Origin of the sequence: Fibrobacter sp. (assembly GCF_017545445.1) — a bacterium.
In the GTDB taxonomy this organism is placed as follows: Bacteria; Fibrobacterota; Fibrobacteria; order Fibrobacterales; family Fibrobacteraceae; genus Fibrobacter.
The window spans coordinates 1-15,801 of record NZ_JAFWOM010000155.1 but is presented as its reverse complement, the minus strand read 5'-3'; the positions used below and the strand labels follow the sequence as shown (position 1 = coordinate 15,801).

Annotated in this window: 17 protein-coding genes; 6 read left to right on the top strand and 11 right to left on the bottom strand. The window is 46.3% G+C overall.

The annotated features are described in order from the left end of the window. Nucleotides 1-373 precede the first annotated feature (373 nt). Nucleotides 374-952, top strand: a complete 579-nt coding sequence (locus tag IKG78_RS18125; protein WP_290946107.1) for a polymorphic toxin type 50 domain-containing protein — start codon at nucleotides 374-376, stop codon at nucleotides 950-952. A gap of 42 nt (nucleotides 953-994) precedes the next feature. Here the strand turns inward: IKG78_RS18125 and IKG78_RS18120 are convergent, their stop codons facing one another. Further along, nucleotides 995-2,005, bottom strand: coding sequence for a hypothetical protein (locus IKG78_RS18120; protein WP_290946105.1), 1,011 nt, complete (start codon nucleotides 2,003-2,005; stop codon nucleotides 995-997). Nucleotides 2,006-2,405: 400 nt separating this feature from the next. On the opposite strand from IKG78_RS18120, the gene IKG78_RS18115 reads away from it, so the two are divergent. Continuing rightward, the gene (locus IKG78_RS18115) at nucleotides 2,406-3,257 is read left to right on the top strand and encodes a DUF4423 domain-containing protein (RefSeq protein ID WP_290946103.1); all 852 of its coding nucleotides are present in this window, start codon (nucleotides 2,406-2,408) and stop codon (nucleotides 3,255-3,257) included. Beyond that, complete coding sequence (locus IKG78_RS18110; protein ID WP_290946101.1) at nucleotides 3,254-4,810, top strand: carboxypeptidase regulatory-like domain-containing protein; 1,557 nt, start codon at nucleotides 3,254-3,256, stop codon at nucleotides 4,808-4,810. The genes IKG78_RS18115 and IKG78_RS18110 overlap by 4 nt, the downstream gene beginning before the upstream one ends. 147 nt (nucleotides 4,811-4,957) lie before the next feature. Here IKG78_RS18110 and IKG78_RS18105 read toward each other — a convergent pair whose 3' ends face one another. The 3 genes from IKG78_RS18105 to IKG78_RS18095 are packed head-to-tail and all read right to left on the bottom strand — an operon-like array spanning nucleotide 4,958 to nucleotide 6,880. Further along, nucleotides 4,958-5,281 carry a DUF3392 family protein gene (locus IKG78_RS18105; protein ID WP_290946099.1) on the bottom strand — a complete coding sequence of 108 codons (324 nt, stop codon included), beginning with the start codon at nucleotides 5,279-5,281 and terminating at the stop codon, nucleotides 4,958-4,960. A 14-nt stretch (nucleotides 5,282-5,295) separates the two neighbouring features. Then, nucleotides 5,296-5,979, bottom strand: coding sequence for a dephospho-CoA kinase (coaE, locus tag IKG78_RS18100; protein ID WP_290946097.1), 684 nt, complete (start codon nucleotides 5,977-5,979; stop codon nucleotides 5,296-5,298). Nucleotides 5,980-6,010: 31 nt separating this feature from the next. Beyond that, entirely contained in the window at nucleotides 6,011-6,880 is an 870-nt protein-coding gene (locus IKG78_RS18095) for a DMT family transporter (RefSeq protein WP_290946095.1), read from the bottom strand. Between the two features lie 86 nt (nucleotides 6,881-6,966). Between IKG78_RS18095 and mscL the strand changes: the two genes are divergently transcribed. Next, complete coding sequence (gene mscL, locus IKG78_RS18090; RefSeq protein WP_290946093.1) at nucleotides 6,967-7,425, top strand: large-conductance mechanosensitive channel protein MscL; 459 nt, start codon at nucleotides 6,967-6,969, stop codon at nucleotides 7,423-7,425. A 221-nt stretch (nucleotides 7,426-7,646) separates the two neighbouring features. On the opposite strand, the gene IKG78_RS18085 is transcribed toward mscL, so the two are convergent. The 4 genes from IKG78_RS18085 to IKG78_RS18070 are packed head-to-tail and all read right to left on the bottom strand — an operon-like array spanning nucleotide 7,647 to nucleotide 12,330. After that, the gene (locus IKG78_RS18085) at nucleotides 7,647-9,038 is read right to left on the bottom strand and encodes an AAA family ATPase (RefSeq protein ID WP_290946091.1); all 1,392 of its coding nucleotides are present in this window, start codon (nucleotides 9,036-9,038) and stop codon (nucleotides 7,647-7,649) included. After that, nucleotides 8,996-10,045, bottom strand: a complete 1,050-nt coding sequence (locus IKG78_RS18080) for a hypothetical protein (protein ID WP_290946089.1) — start codon at nucleotides 10,043-10,045, stop codon at nucleotides 8,996-8,998. The genes IKG78_RS18085 and IKG78_RS18080 overlap by 43 nt, the downstream gene beginning before the upstream one ends. Further along, nucleotides 10,042-11,694 carry a hypothetical protein gene (locus IKG78_RS18075; protein ID WP_290946087.1) on the bottom strand — a complete coding sequence of 551 codons (1,653 nt, stop codon included), beginning with the start codon at nucleotides 11,692-11,694 and terminating at the stop codon, nucleotides 10,042-10,044. The genes IKG78_RS18080 and IKG78_RS18075 overlap by 4 nt, the downstream gene beginning before the upstream one ends. Nucleotides 11,695-11,697: 3 nt before the next feature. Then, nucleotides 11,698-12,330, bottom strand: a complete 633-nt coding sequence (locus IKG78_RS18070) for an outer membrane lipoprotein carrier protein LolA (RefSeq protein ID WP_290946085.1) — start codon at nucleotides 12,328-12,330, stop codon at nucleotides 11,698-11,700. Between the two features lie 162 nt (nucleotides 12,331-12,492). Between IKG78_RS18070 and IKG78_RS18065 the strand changes: the two genes are divergently transcribed. Both IKG78_RS18065 and IKG78_RS18060 read left to right on the top strand, forming a co-directional pair. Continuing rightward, complete coding sequence (locus IKG78_RS18065) at nucleotides 12,493-13,620, top strand: hypothetical protein (protein ID WP_290946083.1); 1,128 nt, start codon at nucleotides 12,493-12,495, stop codon at nucleotides 13,618-13,620. Nucleotides 13,621-14,107: 487 nt separating this feature from the next. Beyond that, a complete protein-coding gene (locus IKG78_RS18060) occupies nucleotides 14,108-14,509 on the top strand; it encodes a hypothetical protein (RefSeq protein ID WP_290946081.1) in 402 nt (133 codons plus the stop codon). Nucleotides 14,510-14,542: 33 nt separating this feature from the next. Here the strand turns inward: IKG78_RS18060 and IKG78_RS18055 are convergent, their stop codons facing one another. The 3 genes from IKG78_RS18055 to IKG78_RS20455 all read right to left on the bottom strand — a co-directional run. Next, nucleotides 14,543-14,701: a hypothetical protein gene (locus IKG78_RS18055; protein ID WP_290946079.1), complete on the bottom strand. Its 159-nt coding sequence runs from the start codon at nucleotides 14,699-14,701 to the stop codon at nucleotides 14,543-14,545. A gap of 136 nt (nucleotides 14,702-14,837) precedes the next feature. Further along, nucleotides 14,838-15,614 carry a hypothetical protein gene (locus IKG78_RS18050; RefSeq protein WP_290946077.1) on the bottom strand — a complete coding sequence of 259 codons (777 nt, stop codon included), beginning with the start codon at nucleotides 15,612-15,614 and terminating at the stop codon, nucleotides 14,838-14,840. Between the two features lie 64 nt (nucleotides 15,615-15,678). After that, nucleotides 15,679-15,801 (bottom strand): IS3 family transposase (locus IKG78_RS20455; RefSeq protein WP_366075212.1); only part of this gene is annotated, 123 nt, incomplete at its 5' end.

Genomic DNA, 15,801 nt, shown 5'->3' with positions numbered 1-15,801 from the left:
TCGGTGGCGGGCATGACAAAAACGCAGTCCTTACGAAATGAAACGCTGTCGCCCCGGCCTCAGTGCCGGGGCCAGTTGTTTTATAACGCATAAACCGCCCCCTGTTGCACTCCGCCCAAAACTTATTTATATTCACTCACGATAGCATTTGTCCTGCTGACTTGGCATTCGTTCCGGGCAGGTTGTTCCACTATCTGCTTGACGCCGACCTCCCTTTGTTCACGAGACAGGCGAACAATTCGAGGCAGCATACACCCTATGGGGAAACTGGCCCCCTGGCGATCAACGTAGAGCACCGTCTGCATTTTTGCAGACAAAAAAACTTGTCACAACAGGTTTACTAATACCAAATCCTTATTGGATTGGTGATAGCATGTGTTCTACTAGAAAAATGACAATAAACAAAAAAATAAAGTTAGCCCGAAAGCACGGCGTTTATACAGAATACGAACTGAACAACCTTATTCCAGCATTTCTTGCAAACAAAGAATTTGATAAAATAAACAGGGATAAGCAAAACAGACATATAACCGGAACGTACGAGTTTAAACTAGCTGACGCAAAATCAAAAAAACTCGGTTTTGCAGGAACAGCCTTCTTTGATACAGAGTTTGATATTTTCAAAGAAATAGAAAACATAAGGGGAACAGGGTTAATTGATTTCGATAGTGACGGATATCCAATTGGAGAAATCGTCAAAGTGGACAAAAAAATTGGATTCGGCGGAAAAAACAAATTAATTCAAACAAACATTATATCCATTAGATATTCAAAAACAGGAAGTCATGCATTTCCTGTAGATCCCGCAGACTATGATAACGTGCGAATAAAAAAAGAAAAAACCTGTATCGGACTCACGACCCGGCATGCCACCGGCGTGTCCCGAACAGGCTTTTATCATAATATACAATCTTTTCTTAGAAAAGTCAAGAAGTACTTAATGAGAAGGTGAACCTCACTAACGGTCGAGGATGACAGGTTTGTGAATGACGAATTACGCGAGTTCGTTCACGTGGTCGAGCACGAGCTTTTGCGCCACGCCATTGTACAAGACTGCGTCATAATTCTCGCCGTTCTTGCCCACGCGAGATTGCGTCACAATGCCGTTCTGTACACCCGATTCCGTCGGCACAAAGAAAATCTTTCCAAGTGCATTCTTCTTTTCTTCGAGATAATTCTGCGAAACAAACCAATCGCGAATCGTCTTGAAGTAAATCTTTTCGACGTTGGAATCTTGCGGGAGCAAATCGTTCAAGCGCCTTGCAATTTCGCTAACCGGAACTGGAGCTTCATCCGTCGGGTAATTTTTGATTTGTTCTTCAGTCACATGGAATTTTTCTTTGCCCGAGCGACCCGATTCACCGGATTCTGCACGTTCCTTGCGCCTCGCCAAGCGTTCATTCGCCTGAGCAACGCACTTATCAATGTTGTTCAAGATAAACTTCTGCGCATCGACATTGCACTTTGTATAAATTGAATGATGCCCACGAATATCGGCTTCCACTTTTGCAAAGCCAAGTTCTTCACCATGCGGAGTCGGCAAATTTAAATCCTTGCCCTTGTCGCCTTCTTCTTTCAGAAGAACGCCTTCTCTCGAAAGTACTTCGGCAACGTCGGCATAGACCAACGGAATCATGCCGCTATCTTGCGGAACAAGAAAGTTCAACCGACGAATAAAGCCCGATAGAGAAACCGGTTCCGCCGAAACTTCAAACTTGGAGAGCATTTCTGGAGTCAGGATAAGTTCCTTTGTGGCTGATTCACGTACAGGGCGGGGCTTCAAAACCTTAGGCGGTTTCGGAGCTACCTTTTTTTCACTACGTTCCATGGCCGGCATCACCTTCTGCTTTAGATAATCCGCTACATAGGCAAGACACTTGCTAATACGTTCCTGTCGGCACACATCACCTTCCGGGAGCGATTCCTCCGTCAGAGGATTCACACCACTAGAAAGCGATCTCAAATACATTTCAGCTCTTTCAAGAATTTTAATTTCAGCTGGCATTTTTCTACAATCCCTTTTTAATCTTTTTCAGGCAAAGAACAATATAACATCTTTTATAACAAAAAAAGTCGGCACAGCGTGAACTGCACCGACTTTTTACATATACACCAAAAAAACTTAGGGCTTAGCCATAAGCAAAACCAAGAACAATGGCAAGCAGTGCAAAAAGCACCACCTGCTTGAGAATAGAGATATCATCTTTTCGCATATGGTCAGCCTTTCCGTTTTCCGAATTATAAAATACGATTTAAATTCTAGAATACGTACAGATGTAAGAAAAACAACAATTTCAATTTTGCCAAACGTGATTTTCGTCATATTGTCATTTCGTCAATACTAATTGAAAAAAAAATTGAGCACTGCGTATGTAAAAAATCTATTTCATTATAGAGGATTGCCTATGTTGAACATTGATGAAATTGGCGATTACAGAGACCTTTTGAAAAATTTTTTCGTTCAGAAAAAATTGGAATTTCCGCTATTTTCTTATAAAATGATGGGGCAAAAACTCGGACTCGAAACAAGCCAGGTTTTTCGCGTTCTCAACAAGGAATCGCATCTTCCAGCACAAAGCATTCCCTTGTCCAAAAAATTGCTCGGACTCAAAGGGCGAGACGGGGAACTTTTTGAAATTTTAGTAGCCGCATCGAGAACTAAATCCAAGACGAAAAAAGACAAACTGTACAAGATGGCTCTTGCACTGCAAGATGTCAGTCTTCGCAAGTTGAACTCGAACGAAATTCTTTTTCTCAGCCGCTGGTGGATTCCTGTAGTTCGTTCGATTATCGAAATCAACGGCGGCAAGGCAGATGTCCGCACACTCGTCAAGCAAATCACACCTGCAGTATCCGAAGACCAAGTCAAAGAAGCAATCCAAGTCTTGAAAGAACTCAAGATGATTACGCCACTCGCTTCAGAGCGTTATGCCGTCACGACCGCCAATTTTACTTCGGCGGGGGCATCCAAGATTTCTGCCATCCGCAGTTACCAAAACCAGTTGCTGACGCTGGCACAAAACGCACTTGTCAACATTCCGCCCGACGAACGCAATATTTCTTCGGTGCTCGCTTGCGTCGATGACGAATGCCTTGAAGACTTAGTCGAAATGACTCGTGAGTTTCGCAGACAAGTTCAAAAACGCGTTGCCGATGTCCCCAAGCCAGAGAAAGTCATTCAATTTATTTTTTCGCTTTATCCTGTCGCCGATATTTCAGATAAAAAAACATCTAAAGAAAATGCGAGGGAAGCATGAAAAAATTACTAGCATTCCTATTTTGCATTTTACTATTGGCCTGCTCTTCGGACAAAGAAATTGCAGGAGCAAGTACCGTCGAAACGGAAAATGCGTGTATCATCAATGTTGTAAATATCGATTCGAAACCAGCAGCCAACGTTGTAGCAAGAATCCGTCCGCTATGGCATGTGCAAGGAATCAGCGATTCCGATTCAACATTCTCGCATAACGAGACATTAGAAGTCACCGCCGATTCGCTCGGCAATATCGTGATGGATTCCGTTATAGACTCTGTAGATTTTGAAACAGGTTATATCGAAATCATAGACGGAAACGCAGGCATATTCAAAACGATTGCATCAAACAATTTGAGGAAGAATAAATTAACAACTATGCAAATGGAAACGCTAGGCTCTGTTTCTGGCAAAGCGGAGCTACCCGAAGGTACAGCTTTTGCATGGATTCAAATCTTTGGTACAGATAAACTCATTAAAACGAATAAAAAAGGCGAATTCACTTTAGATTCGCTTCCGCCAGCAAGTTACCAAATTCGTGCAATTGTTTCTGATGAACAAGAAGCCATCGGCGAAGCGACTGTACAAGTTTCAGCAGATAAAAACAGCGATGCCAAGACTCTTGCCAAACCGAGTCTTGCAAACGAAAAACTGGAACAATGGCAACATTCACGAGCATACCCATTAGACTCCGTTATTTCAGACTGGATGAAGCCTATCGCAGAATCCACTGTTGTTTTCATCCGTCTAGACTCTGCAAACTTCGACTTTAGCGAAACCATGAAAAACGGGAATGACATCCGCATTACCGACCAAAGCGGAAACCGTCTCGATTTCAAAAAAGCGTTTTGGAACGATTCGCTAAAACAAGCGGAATTGCAAATTCGTATCAACGGAACATCAAACGTCGAAAGCGTCGTCATGCATTGGGGTAAAACCGCCGCTTTCGATGCTAGTACCAACGATGTGTGGACAGGACTTCCAGATTCTCTTGTCACGTCACTCCACTCCGTCAAAATCATCGACTTCGAAAAACAAAGACTTGAAACAGCATTCGATTACGCCAACGGCCCACGCGAATGGTATTTCCATCCGCAAGATTCTAACGTCACAACAACACCGTCCAACAAAAACGTCCAAGAAGCTTTCGAGAAAAGCGATGAACGCGGTGGCTACGTTTTCCATTGGAAAAGTACATCTAAAGTAAAAGGCAAATGGTCGATGATCGGAGTACGAATCAATCAAAATCCGTCAAGCCTCGAAAGCATCGACTCCATTGCGTTCTACGCCAAAGGCAAGGGCGAACTCGGTTTCGCAATTGAAGTGCTCGACGAGCCGACTGGCAAAACGAAATACGTCGATTACCTCGATTCCAACTGGAAACGTTTCAGCTTTACGCCAAGCGATTTCGTCGAAGGCGACGGAGAATATGGAAACATGGGCTGGAACTTCGTGAAATCTCGCGTCACGACGATTACCATCTGGATTGTCGATGATAGCGAAATGTGGATTGACGAAGTTATCTTGTACGGAGTCAACCGGGATAATTTTAATTAAGTAGGCAGTAGGAAGTAGGCGGTAGGAAGAAGAAACGTCATCCTGACCCTGTAAGGGGAAGGATCCAGTGAATTCTAGTAGTTACAGCCTATTGTTTGTTGCTAATGACCAATGACCATCGACTATCGGCCAACTATTGACCAATCATCAAATATCTTTTCCGCTTTTTGCGAGGAACGCAAGCAGTATAAAGCAACCGGCCACCACGCCAATCAGCGGAAGGTCGGACAGTTGACGCAGTCCCATTTTCAAAAGCCGCACCATCTGCGAGCATGCAAACGCATAACCCACGCTGCACAGCACCACAAATAAAATAAAGCGTCCCACAAACGGAATACTCTTTGTAATCCGCTTAAAATAATTGTTGATGGACGCACCGTAAATCATTAAAAGCGTAGCAACCAGCCCCACCGCAATCGAGTCCAAATGCACTCTCAGAAAATTTGCAAATTGATGAATGTAAGGTAGCATATTACAACGTTTTCCTATTCTCTATCGTCATTCCGGCCTTTCACTACTGTCATCCCGGCCTCCGTGCCGGGATCGGCTTTCACGTTTAACAATCCATCCAACTGCATTTCCACACGCAATCGGTCACCGTCATTCGTAATCGTTCGAATCGCCTTGCCCGGGAAAAGCCCAGGAGCACAAGCTCCACGCTGATTTTCAATGCGTCGTTTAGCATCGCTTTCGACAAGGCCGCGATTCACCAAACGTTCCAAGCGAACAGCTTCAGGGGCATCGACAATCCAAATTTCATCGAGCATTTCCACTAGCGATGGGGCACGAGAAAAAAGAGCCGCCTCTACAAACCGGCACCGCTCCGCATCATTTTCAGTGTCCGCAGCACTCGTCGTATTCTCTGCATCCGCTTTAAAAAATTTTTTCACAGCATACGTCAAGTGCGGATAAACAATCTGTTCCAATTTCACGCGAGCATTAGCATCTGCAAAAATTCTATCGGCAATCAACGCACTGTTCACGCCCGTCGGCGTCAAGCAAGCTTCACCAAAGAACGAAGCCATTTCCGCACGCAATTCCGCCGAATCTCGATAAAGCTCATGGACTTTGCGGTCAGCATCAAGCACTTGGAAACCACGTTCACGCAGCAACTCCCCCACAAAGGACTTGCCAGCACCTATTGAACCTGTAATTCCAATCTTTATCATAATGCCCCTAGCACCGCGCGTTTTAACTTCATCAACGCCCCAGCGAAATCAGGCACAACCCGACGACCACGCCCAACATCGCAAAGAATTTCGTTTTGCTCTTGCGTTCCTTGAATATAAGAATTCCTGCCAAGAAGCTGATGAACACGCTCGAACGACGCAGCACCGTAATCACAGAAATCAAGGCATCCGAATCGCTCACCGCTAAAAAATAGCAACGATCCGCAATAATCAAAAGTGCAGCCACCGCCAAGAACGACCAACGGTACTGAAACGGAGTCGTTTTCTTGCGAGTCGGATACCACGTGAACATCGTCGTCAAGAACTGCACCACGCACATGTAAATACTGAACCAGACCTGCACTGTCAAAGGCTCGAAATTCATCCGCTGTAGAATTAGCTTATCGTAAATTCCGCTGCATGCTGCCAAAATCGTCCCGAGGAGCATTGCCACCACCCAGCTGTTGCTGAAGAAATGCCCCATCTCCTTGCGGCCCGCCAGAGAAAGCCCGATGTACGAACAAACACAAACCGCAATGCCGGCCCACTGCATCACATGCGGACGTTCTCCCAAGAACCCCACCGCAATCATGATTGTAAATAAAGGAGCAAGAGCACGGATCGTCGTAGAAATGCTGAGCGGCATGTGGGCAATCGCGCTGTACGTAAAAAGCCAGCTCGCACCGACAATCACCGATTTGCCCATCAAAAACAGATGGTCGTGCAAAGTAAGCGGCTCGCAATGCCCCGTCAAGAGCACAGGCAACATCAACAACGCGTAAAAAACACTGCAAAGTAACAGAACCGGTCGAACAGCGTTATCCTGAACCGATTTTTTCTTCGCCAAATCATAAAAGCCTAAAAAAACAGCCGAGGCAAAAGCCAATAATAACCATGACATAGCGCGCCAAATTTAAAAATTGCAAGCCAAACTTTAAAGGTTTTTCTAATTATTTAAACATAAAACACCCTACAAGGAGAAATAAAATGGGAATCAAAACAAAAGCAGCTTCACTCATTGAAGAATTCAAGGCGTTCGCCTTCAAAGGCAACATCGTCGATATGGCCATCGGTATCATCATCGGTGCCGCATTCGGTAAAATCGTCAACTCATTCGTCAACGACGTCGTGATGCCGGTTGTCACAGCCCTCATCGCCAAGTGCGGCGGCCAAAACGCAGGCGAAGGAATCAAGACCCTCGTCTATACGACCTCCGAAGGCATTGCAATTCCTTACGGCACCTTCATTGGCGAAGTGCTGAACTTCTTGATTGTCGCTTTCGCCGTGTTCCTCCTGATGAAAAAATTCCTCGGCTTCATGCAGAACATGCGTAAGAAAAAAGCCGAAGAAGAAGCCGCCGCTGCCGCAGCCCCAGCCGCTCCTCCTGAGCCCACCGCCGAAGAAAAACTCCTCACCGAAATTCGCGACTTGCTGAAGAATAAGTAGTCGGTAGGCAGTAGGAAGTAGACAGGATCGCAATAGTAAAAGTCTTTGTTTGCTGATGGGGGGAAGCATCCCCCTGGCTCGCACTACGTTGCTCGCCACCCTCTCTAACGGGGAGGTCCCCGTAACGCCCCCGATGCAAAAAACGCGCAATCCAATTGCGCGTTTTTTGTACTGTCATCCCGGCCCTAGTGCCGGGATCGCCTTCTAGAAAAGCAACCTTCCTACTTCCTACTTCCTACTTCTAACTGAATCTCCACATCCGCTTTAAACGGCAAATCTTCCGCTTGAGGCGTCGCAATCACGACCTGGCACTGTTTTTCGCGAATGAGTGCTGCTACAGCATCACGGCGGTTCACATCGAGTTCTGCAAAAATATCGTCCAACAACAAAATCGGTTTCGTCAAGTAGCGCGAAGCCACGTCCACAGCGGCAAAACGCATGGCGACCGCAGCCGAGCGGCACTGCCCCTGCGACCCGACAGAACGCATCTCGTAGCCCGAAGCGCACAATGCCAAATCATCGCGGTGCGGCCCAGCCATCGTCATTCCCTGCAAACGCTCCACGAATTCCAAGTCCGCAAGTTTCCGAGCAAAAGCGTTCCGCAACATTTCTTCGCTCACTACATCAGAGCCATCATCATTCGCGCATTCTGTACAAGCAGCACCCGGCGCATTTTCAATAGCATTCCCCACCGAATTTTCCGCAGCAGTTCCTGCAGCAATGTAAGCGGCACCCGCAGAATTTTCCGCAGCCATTTTCGCACAACATTCACTTTCTGCAACAGCCCTACCCGCCGCCATCAGCGAACCAGCATTGGCCGAAATTTCATCCATCATCTCGTCCGACATCGGCTCCGCAGCGTCTAACGCATCTAACGATTTAAGAATCGAACTCTTGTAAGCACAAGTAATTTCATCCACGCCGCCCGAAAGCTTACGGTAATACCGCGTAATAATTTCAGAAACCTCTTTCGAAAGTGATATGCGTGCCGCCCACAGCTTTGCACCCAGCTCAATCAATTGCTGCGTCAAAACGCGATACAAGTCTTCGCCGCCGACCGCCGAACCATTCTGCTTGAATTCCTTCAGCCATTTATTACGTTGTTGCAACACGCGTTTGTACCGCCGCAACACCAACGCATTCGCCGAAGACCTGTAACAAAGAATTTCATCAAGCCAATGCCTACGTACCTCCGGACCGCCTCGCAAAAGCTCAATATCCGAAGGCTGCATAATCACCGCCGGGCACGTTCCGAAAAATAACGTAGGCGATTTTAGCGGTTCACCATTTTCACGAACCTCATTCCCACGAGAATGCACACGAAGCGCCCGCATTCGCGAACGCCCGTCATCTTCAAACTCGCCGCGCAAAATCAGCTCGTTCTGCTTCCACGTAATGAGTTCCCGCAAGTCACGCGACCGAAACGAGAACCCCTGAGCCAGCAAATGGATTGACTCCAGAATGGTCGTCTTTCCGCAACCATTCGGGCCGCAAATAACATTTATGCCCGCATCGAAGTTGCAATCCATCGAATCTAGACTGCGAACCTTCGAAATGAACACCTTCGAAATCAAGGAATGTATCCCCGCAAGCCAAGAGTAAACGGAGACCAAAGACCAGCGCTCGTTTCGTAAAGGAACGCGTAGTTCACTTCTAACGGGAATTTCTTTCTGCCTACACGGATTTCAAATTTGTAACCGGCGCCAAGCATCCAGTTCAAATCATCCATACCTACGCGGAGCGTTGCATTCGGGACGACTTCACATTCAAAGCCGACGCGGCCCGTCCATACATGGAGCTGCGGGTCAAACGCCAAAAGCGTGTCGGCCACTTGATAATCTATCGCTTCCATCCATGCATAAACCGGTTTGCCCTTGATTTTTGAACGGTAGCCAAGGCCAATCTGCAACACCTTCGGGCGAACGCCTTCCGTCGAAGCGAGCGAGTTATCCTTGCTCGGGTTCTTCGTCCATTTTGCAGACAAGTTCTTACTAAAACTCAAGTTGCGAATAACCACAGAAGAAGACCATTTCTCATTCCACTGACGGAACCATGCCAAGTTGATTGTCACCGGGCTACGGAAGGAATCTTCCATTTCAATTCCTTCAAAATACTGAGCAACATCCAAATTGTCATAACTCATCGAAAGTGAAAGGCCAAAAGCATCTTGACGAGTCGCACGATAAGCAAAACCTAAATAGAACATCGAGAAAAAGGGTTTTGCCGTTCCCATCGTTTCGTCGTCATCATCAATCACCTTGAAATCACGGTCGCCACGGTAGAGCATAGCAAAACCCACGCCCATGCGTTTACCGACCTTGCCTTCTATACCGAAGGCTCCGCCCAAACGGTCCAAGTCGCGCCGTTCAATATTCAAAGTGACGCCAATATCTTCGCGGAAACCCAGCAAAGCCGGGTTCCAAAAAGCACCCGGCATCGAAGCCGTATCCGCAGAACCCGTATTGCCACGGCCCAGTTCGCGAACACCGCCGCTCATACGTTCGACAAAGCCGTCAAATCCGCCAAGTTCAGACTTTTTCGTAAATGGCCCTGCCCAAGTAGAACTCGCAAACGAGCAAATGGCCAAAGCGGCAACGACAAGATTTTTAAAATTCATCATCTGAAGTTACCTCCAAGCGTCATTGCCTTGCCCCAACCGATATGCCCATGGTTGTCCTTCACCCTGATGTAATAAACACCCATTGTGCAATCCTTGCCATGTTCATCGCGACCGTCCCAATAGTCCTCCTTCGGATTTGAACTGCGCGATGCATCCGCATTGCGAACAGCGTCTTTTACAATAGTACGTACTTTACGCATATCGTAACTGAAAACCTCTATCGTAATTTTCGACTCTTTATCAAGTTTATACGAAACAAGCGCTTCATCGCCCGGCGTAATCACAGAAGGCACCATGCGAATCGACCCCAAGTTATTGCTGAGTTTCGCACGGTTTAGCACAACGCTCCAAGTCGCCCCGGAGTCCGCCGACACAGAAACTCCATTACCATAAGTAGCAAGAGCAAGACCCGTCCGATTCTTGGATAGCGGGAAAGAGCACATCGACGTGATAATAGCCTTGCGGTCTGTCGCACCCGTTTCATAGCCATAAAGCCATTGGAGTTTTCCGTCTTCATCTTTTTCCCAAGCTTTCACGCCAAGCGAATCAAGCTTAAGATAGCCGCTTACCGAACCTCCGACAGCACGCACAAGCACGTAAGCCGTTTTGCCAATAAAAGCGACATCACCAACCGTGTAATCCGATTCGTCATAGACGTCCTTCTTTTGGGCTTTACCTGCAGTGTCCAAGAAATTCACTTTGGAAAAATCTTTGGCGTTTTCACCGTAAATTCGCCAAAGTCCGCCAACAATATCATCTTCTTTCTTGTTTGATGTTTCTGCAATGATTTGGAGAGGACTTCCGCCCATCCATAGTCCAGTCACGCGCGAATTTTTTAGCTTTTCCGAAATATTTTTTAATCCGCTAGAAGACTTGACCCAAACACCCTTTGCCGTCGCAAGCCACAGGTCACCAGTTTCCGGGTGCAAACGCACATCGAAAATTTCAGGATTTTTTTCCAAATCCAACTCTGTATTATTTTTAAGTATTTCTAGCTTTTTCGTTGTTGAGTTTAGAATAAATGTTGTGTCTTTTGCACCTTTATTGCTGGATACATCGTGAACCATGACGCCTAAAGCACCACGGGCAATCCAAAGGCGTTTTGCCGTCGAGTCGTAAGCAAAACCGCTTGTCGCATATTGCATCGGTTTTTCTAAATCATCCGCTGCCGGTGAAACGTCAAGCGGATTTTCAATAACGTTTTTTAAATCACGTACGGTATAATACCCAGCAGGAATGCGATAGCGTTCATCCTTGTCCATTGCAAACATCGGCAAAACCAGACCGAGCTTTGTTCCCGCATAAATCGCAGGGATTCGTCTCCGTTCAGCCAAGTCATCTTCAAAAATTCCATCTTGAACCGCAGTCAGCGTATCCGTTTCGACCTGAGCCTGAGCAGTCGATTCCGTCACCACATTGCCCTTACCCGCAACGTTAAAGTTCAGTAGAGTCACGCCGCTGTAATTGCCATCTCGTGAAAAGGCCCACAAAGCACCATTTTGCCCTGCCGGCCCCACGGCAAATACGTAGTTACTGAATAAAGTTTCACCAGCATAAGCATTTCCGCACAATGTCATTCCAGCAAAGAGGCTCGCCGAAAACGCGAGCGATTTCAATGCGAATGATGTACTCATCAAGCTAAATTTCACAATTTACCTCATATCGATTTCATCGACGCCTGCAACAGGCTTGTACTTGAATTCGTCGTTAGAAATGTTTTTGACGACTTTCAAATCCACGATATTATACCACGAGACATTCCCTGCCGGGTCTTCCGTCATCAGTCGCACCGGAGAAAAATCCTTCTGCGAAAGCCAAACTTCCATCTTGGTAAACTGGCCCGCATATTTCGACGGATCGAGCTTCAAAGTCCAAATTTTCTGCTTCGAAAGTTCAGCTTCGCCCATTTCAAGAGCCTTGCAGTTCAGATACTTGAACAAAAGCTCGGAGGGATGCAGCGAACTCGACAAATCTTCTACAGCCTTAATAAGCACCTGCTTCTGATCGACGTTCCACTGCCAAAGGCTCTCGCCATCGCTATAAAACCTGATGCCCGACAAGTCCAGTTTGAACTTGTCCCCTTCTGTAACGACCAAGCTTCCTGACTGCGTCCTGATTTCCGGGGAATCCGCCTGAAAAACTTGGGCCTTGAAATTAAGGCTCCAAGCTTTGCCCGACTTGAACCACGACTTGGACTTGTCCAAAACCTGCTCCGCCGTCAAAGCAAAAACACCTTGCGCTAACGCAAGCGATAAAAAAAGAATGACACGAGAGGAAAATTTCATATCCACCTTTATAGATTGTCTTCCAAATTTACAAAACTGAATCTCCCAAAGTAAAGCATATTCCTATTTTTGAGCTACTAGGCACAAAACATTGGTTTCTCGACAAAGATATTTCTATCTTTTGCACGTAAAAATCAAATAAATCTTTTTTGGAAGGATTGTATGCGTAAATTTATTTTGCCGATTGCCCTTGCTGCTACCGGTTTTGCTATGGCCGCCGACCTTGAAATCCACGGCGATGTCAACTTTGACTATGGGAGCTACTTTGACAAGGATTTTGACCCCACCAATGCCGCAAGCCAAGATATCGAACTTTCTGCCACGGCAAACCTCGACGAAAATGTTTCCGTTACCGTATATACAAACACAACAAGTAACGTGACGAATTCAGACAAGGCCGCCGAAATCCGTCATGGACTTGCCCGCTCGACGGCAATCAATAGCGCAAATGACCGCTACACGGCTTTTAATTTCGACGGCGTGGAACTCCGCTGGAAACCGTACCAGGACGTAAGCTTCGTATTCGGTGACTTGACCTACAGCGCCGGTGCTTTCAATTACTACTTCTGGCGTGACCAGAGCCGCTACGCAGTCATCTCCCGTAACCAGACCGTCCGCGGTATCGGCGTGGAACTTGGCAACAGCAAGTTCGGCGAAGGAAAGTTCTACATCGGTGCTTCGGAAAACGCCAAAAGCTCCATTGAAGCATTCGCCAGCTACGGCATTAAGCTTTTGAACCGCCCGGACGAACATTTGACCGTCACTCCGAGCTTGGACTGGGCTTTCGGCTCTGAACTTGGACGCAGCTACGGTTACACTTTCGGTACAGAACTCGACTACTCCAAGAGCCTCGAAGTTCTGAATTACAGCGTTTATGCAGTTTATGGCCTGCACCCGTACAAAGGTCACGGTGTCCATTCCTTCCTCGTGGAACCGAGCATGAACTACGATATATTCAACTTGGGCTTCAGCTACTTCTATGCCATCACCAACAAGGACGAAGGGCCGGCATCCGAACAGATTTTCACAGAAGACCAAATGCTTTTCTCTGTGGAACCGAGCTTTAACATCACCAAGAAATTCAGCTTGGGCGTAAGCTTCGAATACCATGATCCGGACTCCGAGGTTAGCAAAGATGAATTTGAATTCCTCGGCATGAACTTCTACGTCTATCCGACCCTCAACACGAATCTCGTCTTCTGGTTCGGCTACAACTTCAGCGACGACAAGAATCCGGTTGTTGGCAAGACTAAGTTCGCCCTCGGCATGAGCGCCCACGCGGAATTCTAGTTGTTAGTCATTAGTTATTGGCTACAGGTCATTGGAAATATCGCCCCGGCATCTTTGCCGGGGTCTTTTTCATTCCCCAAGCAAAACATCGAACGTAACGGGTGACGTACAAAACTTCGGCAAAATACAATTCGTTTATATATATTCTTGATCGAATACACCTCGTTATTGAGACAACAGTACATTTCGTCAAAATCCAGCGTAATCGTTTCCAGCCCGAAGCTCAAGCAAATGCAGCCACTGAAGGCTACGCATTTCAATTTTTTTTCACATCATTGCGAGTCCCTGTAAGGTGCCATGGTAATCTTCGCTACCGTTTGTCACCCCCAACTTGTCAGGGGTCTCCTTTTTTCCTGTCATCCCCGCCCATTCGATAAACCCAGGGCTAGCTCAGGCAAAGATCTCCATTCTTATCATTGCTAGCTCAGGCGAGGATCTCCATTCTTGTCATTGCGAGGCTTTGCAAAAAGCCGAAGCAATCTCTGACATGCATATTTACATTTTTTCCACAGACATAGCCCGAGACCGCAAGGAATTGGGCACCGAGTTTAACGTAGAAGGAGCCCTTGTGAGCCTATTCGAAAGACTGCAAAAAGCCTCGTCCGAAGAAGATGTGAAGGCGGAATACATTAAGGCACAGCACCTTAAGCAAGTGCAACGCAATCTGATTGATATTCAAACACGCGTAGTTTGGTTCGAAGCAAAGTTCGGCTCCAAGAAATCTCTCTACGAGATGTTCACGCAGTTGCTTTTCTACATCCACCGCGCCCTCAAGGATAGCGAACACATTCCGCCGATCCTCTGTGTTGTCGATAGCGTGAAAGCCGCCATTATGAAGACGGATGTCGCACTTTCGCTTTTGCAAGACAAGAACATTCACATCAAGTGAGGCAAGTCCGCAAGCGATGTGACACAGGGCGCCCTAGATATCGTTTCGCAGTACATCGGAACCCATTTTGTGAGTTTCAATATCGAGACACACGAGAAAGAATTTATCGACACTTTGCGAAACGCCATAGAAAAAGGCGAAATCATCCGTACGCAAATTACGCCCGACAACCTTAAGCAAGTTTTTGCTCATTCTCTCTAGAAATTATTTTTGCATATTTTGCGCTTTTTCATTCCTTTTCAAAATTCAAGACAGACAAAATCCGACTTTTGCGACAACCTTCATTTTTCACGCATTTACTTCTATTTCCAACCATTTTATTTGATTTTTAGTTGGAAACGGAAGTTTCTTTTAACATTGCAATGATATTGTGATACGCCTCCGTGTATTCAATTTGCATAATCGTAGTGATTTTATTACCCGCATCTTTACTCGACGCCCCACAGTGAAAAAGTTTTTCGCTTTTCAATCCGTAATCCAAGAAAATATAGCGGTCATGAAATTTTCCGTTCGTTTCATTCACATTTAGCGAGACATCGGGCCGCGCCTTCAAGAAATCCTTCCGCATCCGTTCCGTTAGCGTTTCAAAGCCGCATCTATCACTATAAATCGTTACAACAACGCCCTTGGCGATTTCACGCAACAAGTCCAAAGTTTTCACGCCAATATAATCATCGACAATCACAATTGACTTTTTCGCCAAACCATAAATCTGCATATAGGCGACATCCGCTTCCAGCTTACGCCCGTTCAAAATCAGGAAATGTTTGAAAGTGCTTGGATCGATGAAATTTTCCATGACCTTTTGAAGGTCCGACTTCATCACAGAAACATCTTCACGCGTCTCGGCAAGGCCGTCACGAATTTCAGCAATATCCTTCGTATTCTGAACCGTATGGGAAGCAATTTGAGCTATACCATCAGACCCCAGCAAACTTCGATTTTCAGCAACAATGTAGTCCTTCATCTGCTTAAAAAGGCGGATAAGAGCCTTGCTTTGAGCCGTAGCACGCTCGCCCTTGAGAACCGTCATGAGCATGTAGATGCCCTGCTCGGTAAAAGCAAAGGGCAAATATTTTGTATACTTACCCTGTTTCAGTGTCATTTCTTTCAACTCTAAATAAGTTTCAGTAAATTCTAAGGTGCAATTTGGGGATGCGGACAATAATTTAGACAGATTGTTTGTCCAAATATAGTTTCCGATAATCTGTTGGATTCATTCCGTTGAGTCCGACCTTTATCCGTTTCGAGCAAAACCATTCCAGATATTTTTCAAGTTCAGCCTTGAACTC

Excerpts from the sequence above, each read along its gene's own strand:
- IKG78_RS18105 (WP_290946099.1), bottom strand. The coding sequence starts at position 5,281 with ATGCTACCTTACATTCATCAATTTGCAAATTTTCTGAGAGTGCATTTG.
- IKG78_RS18080 (WP_290946089.1), bottom strand. The coding sequence starts at position 10,045 with ATGATGAATTTTAAAAATCTTGTCGTTGCCGCTTTGGCCATTTGCTCG.
- IKG78_RS18060 (WP_290946081.1), top strand. The coding sequence starts at position 14,108 with ATGCATATTTACATTTTTTCCACAGACATAGCCCGAGACCGCAAGGAA.
- IKG78_RS18050 (WP_290946077.1), bottom strand. The coding sequence starts at position 15,614 with ATGACACTGAAACAGGGTAAGTATACAAAATATTTGCCCTTTGCTTTT.
- IKG78_RS18120 (WP_290946105.1), bottom strand. The coding sequence starts at position 2,005 with ATGCCAGCTGAAATTAAAATTCTTGAAAGAGCTGAAATGTATTTGAGA.
- IKG78_RS18065 (WP_290946083.1), top strand. The coding sequence starts at position 12,493 with ATGCGTAAATTTATTTTGCCGATTGCCCTTGCTGCTACCGGTTTTGCT.
- coaE (WP_290946097.1), bottom strand. The coding sequence starts at position 5,979 with ATGATAAAGATTGGAATTACAGGTTCAATAGGTGCTGGCAAGTCCTTT.
- IKG78_RS18095 (WP_290946095.1), bottom strand. The coding sequence starts at position 6,880 with ATGTCATGGTTATTATTGGCTTTTGCCTCGGCTGTTTTTTTAGGCTTT.
- mscL (WP_290946093.1), top strand. The coding sequence starts at position 6,967 with ATGGGAATCAAAACAAAAGCAGCTTCACTCATTGAAGAATTCAAGGCG.
- IKG78_RS18110 (WP_290946101.1), top strand. The coding sequence starts at position 3,254 with ATGAAAAAATTACTAGCATTCCTATTTTGCATTTTACTATTGGCCTGC.
- IKG78_RS18055 (WP_290946079.1), bottom strand. The coding sequence starts at position 14,701 with ATGAGCAAAAACTTGCTTAAGGTTGTCGGGCGTAATTTGCGTACGGAT.
- IKG78_RS18125 (WP_290946107.1), top strand. The coding sequence starts at position 374 with ATGTGTTCTACTAGAAAAATGACAATAAACAAAAAAATAAAGTTAGCC.
- IKG78_RS18115 (WP_290946103.1), top strand. The coding sequence starts at position 2,406 with ATGTTGAACATTGATGAAATTGGCGATTACAGAGACCTTTTGAAAAAT.
- IKG78_RS18070 (WP_290946085.1), bottom strand. The coding sequence starts at position 12,330 with ATGAAATTTTCCTCTCGTGTCATTCTTTTTTTATCGCTTGCGTTAGCG.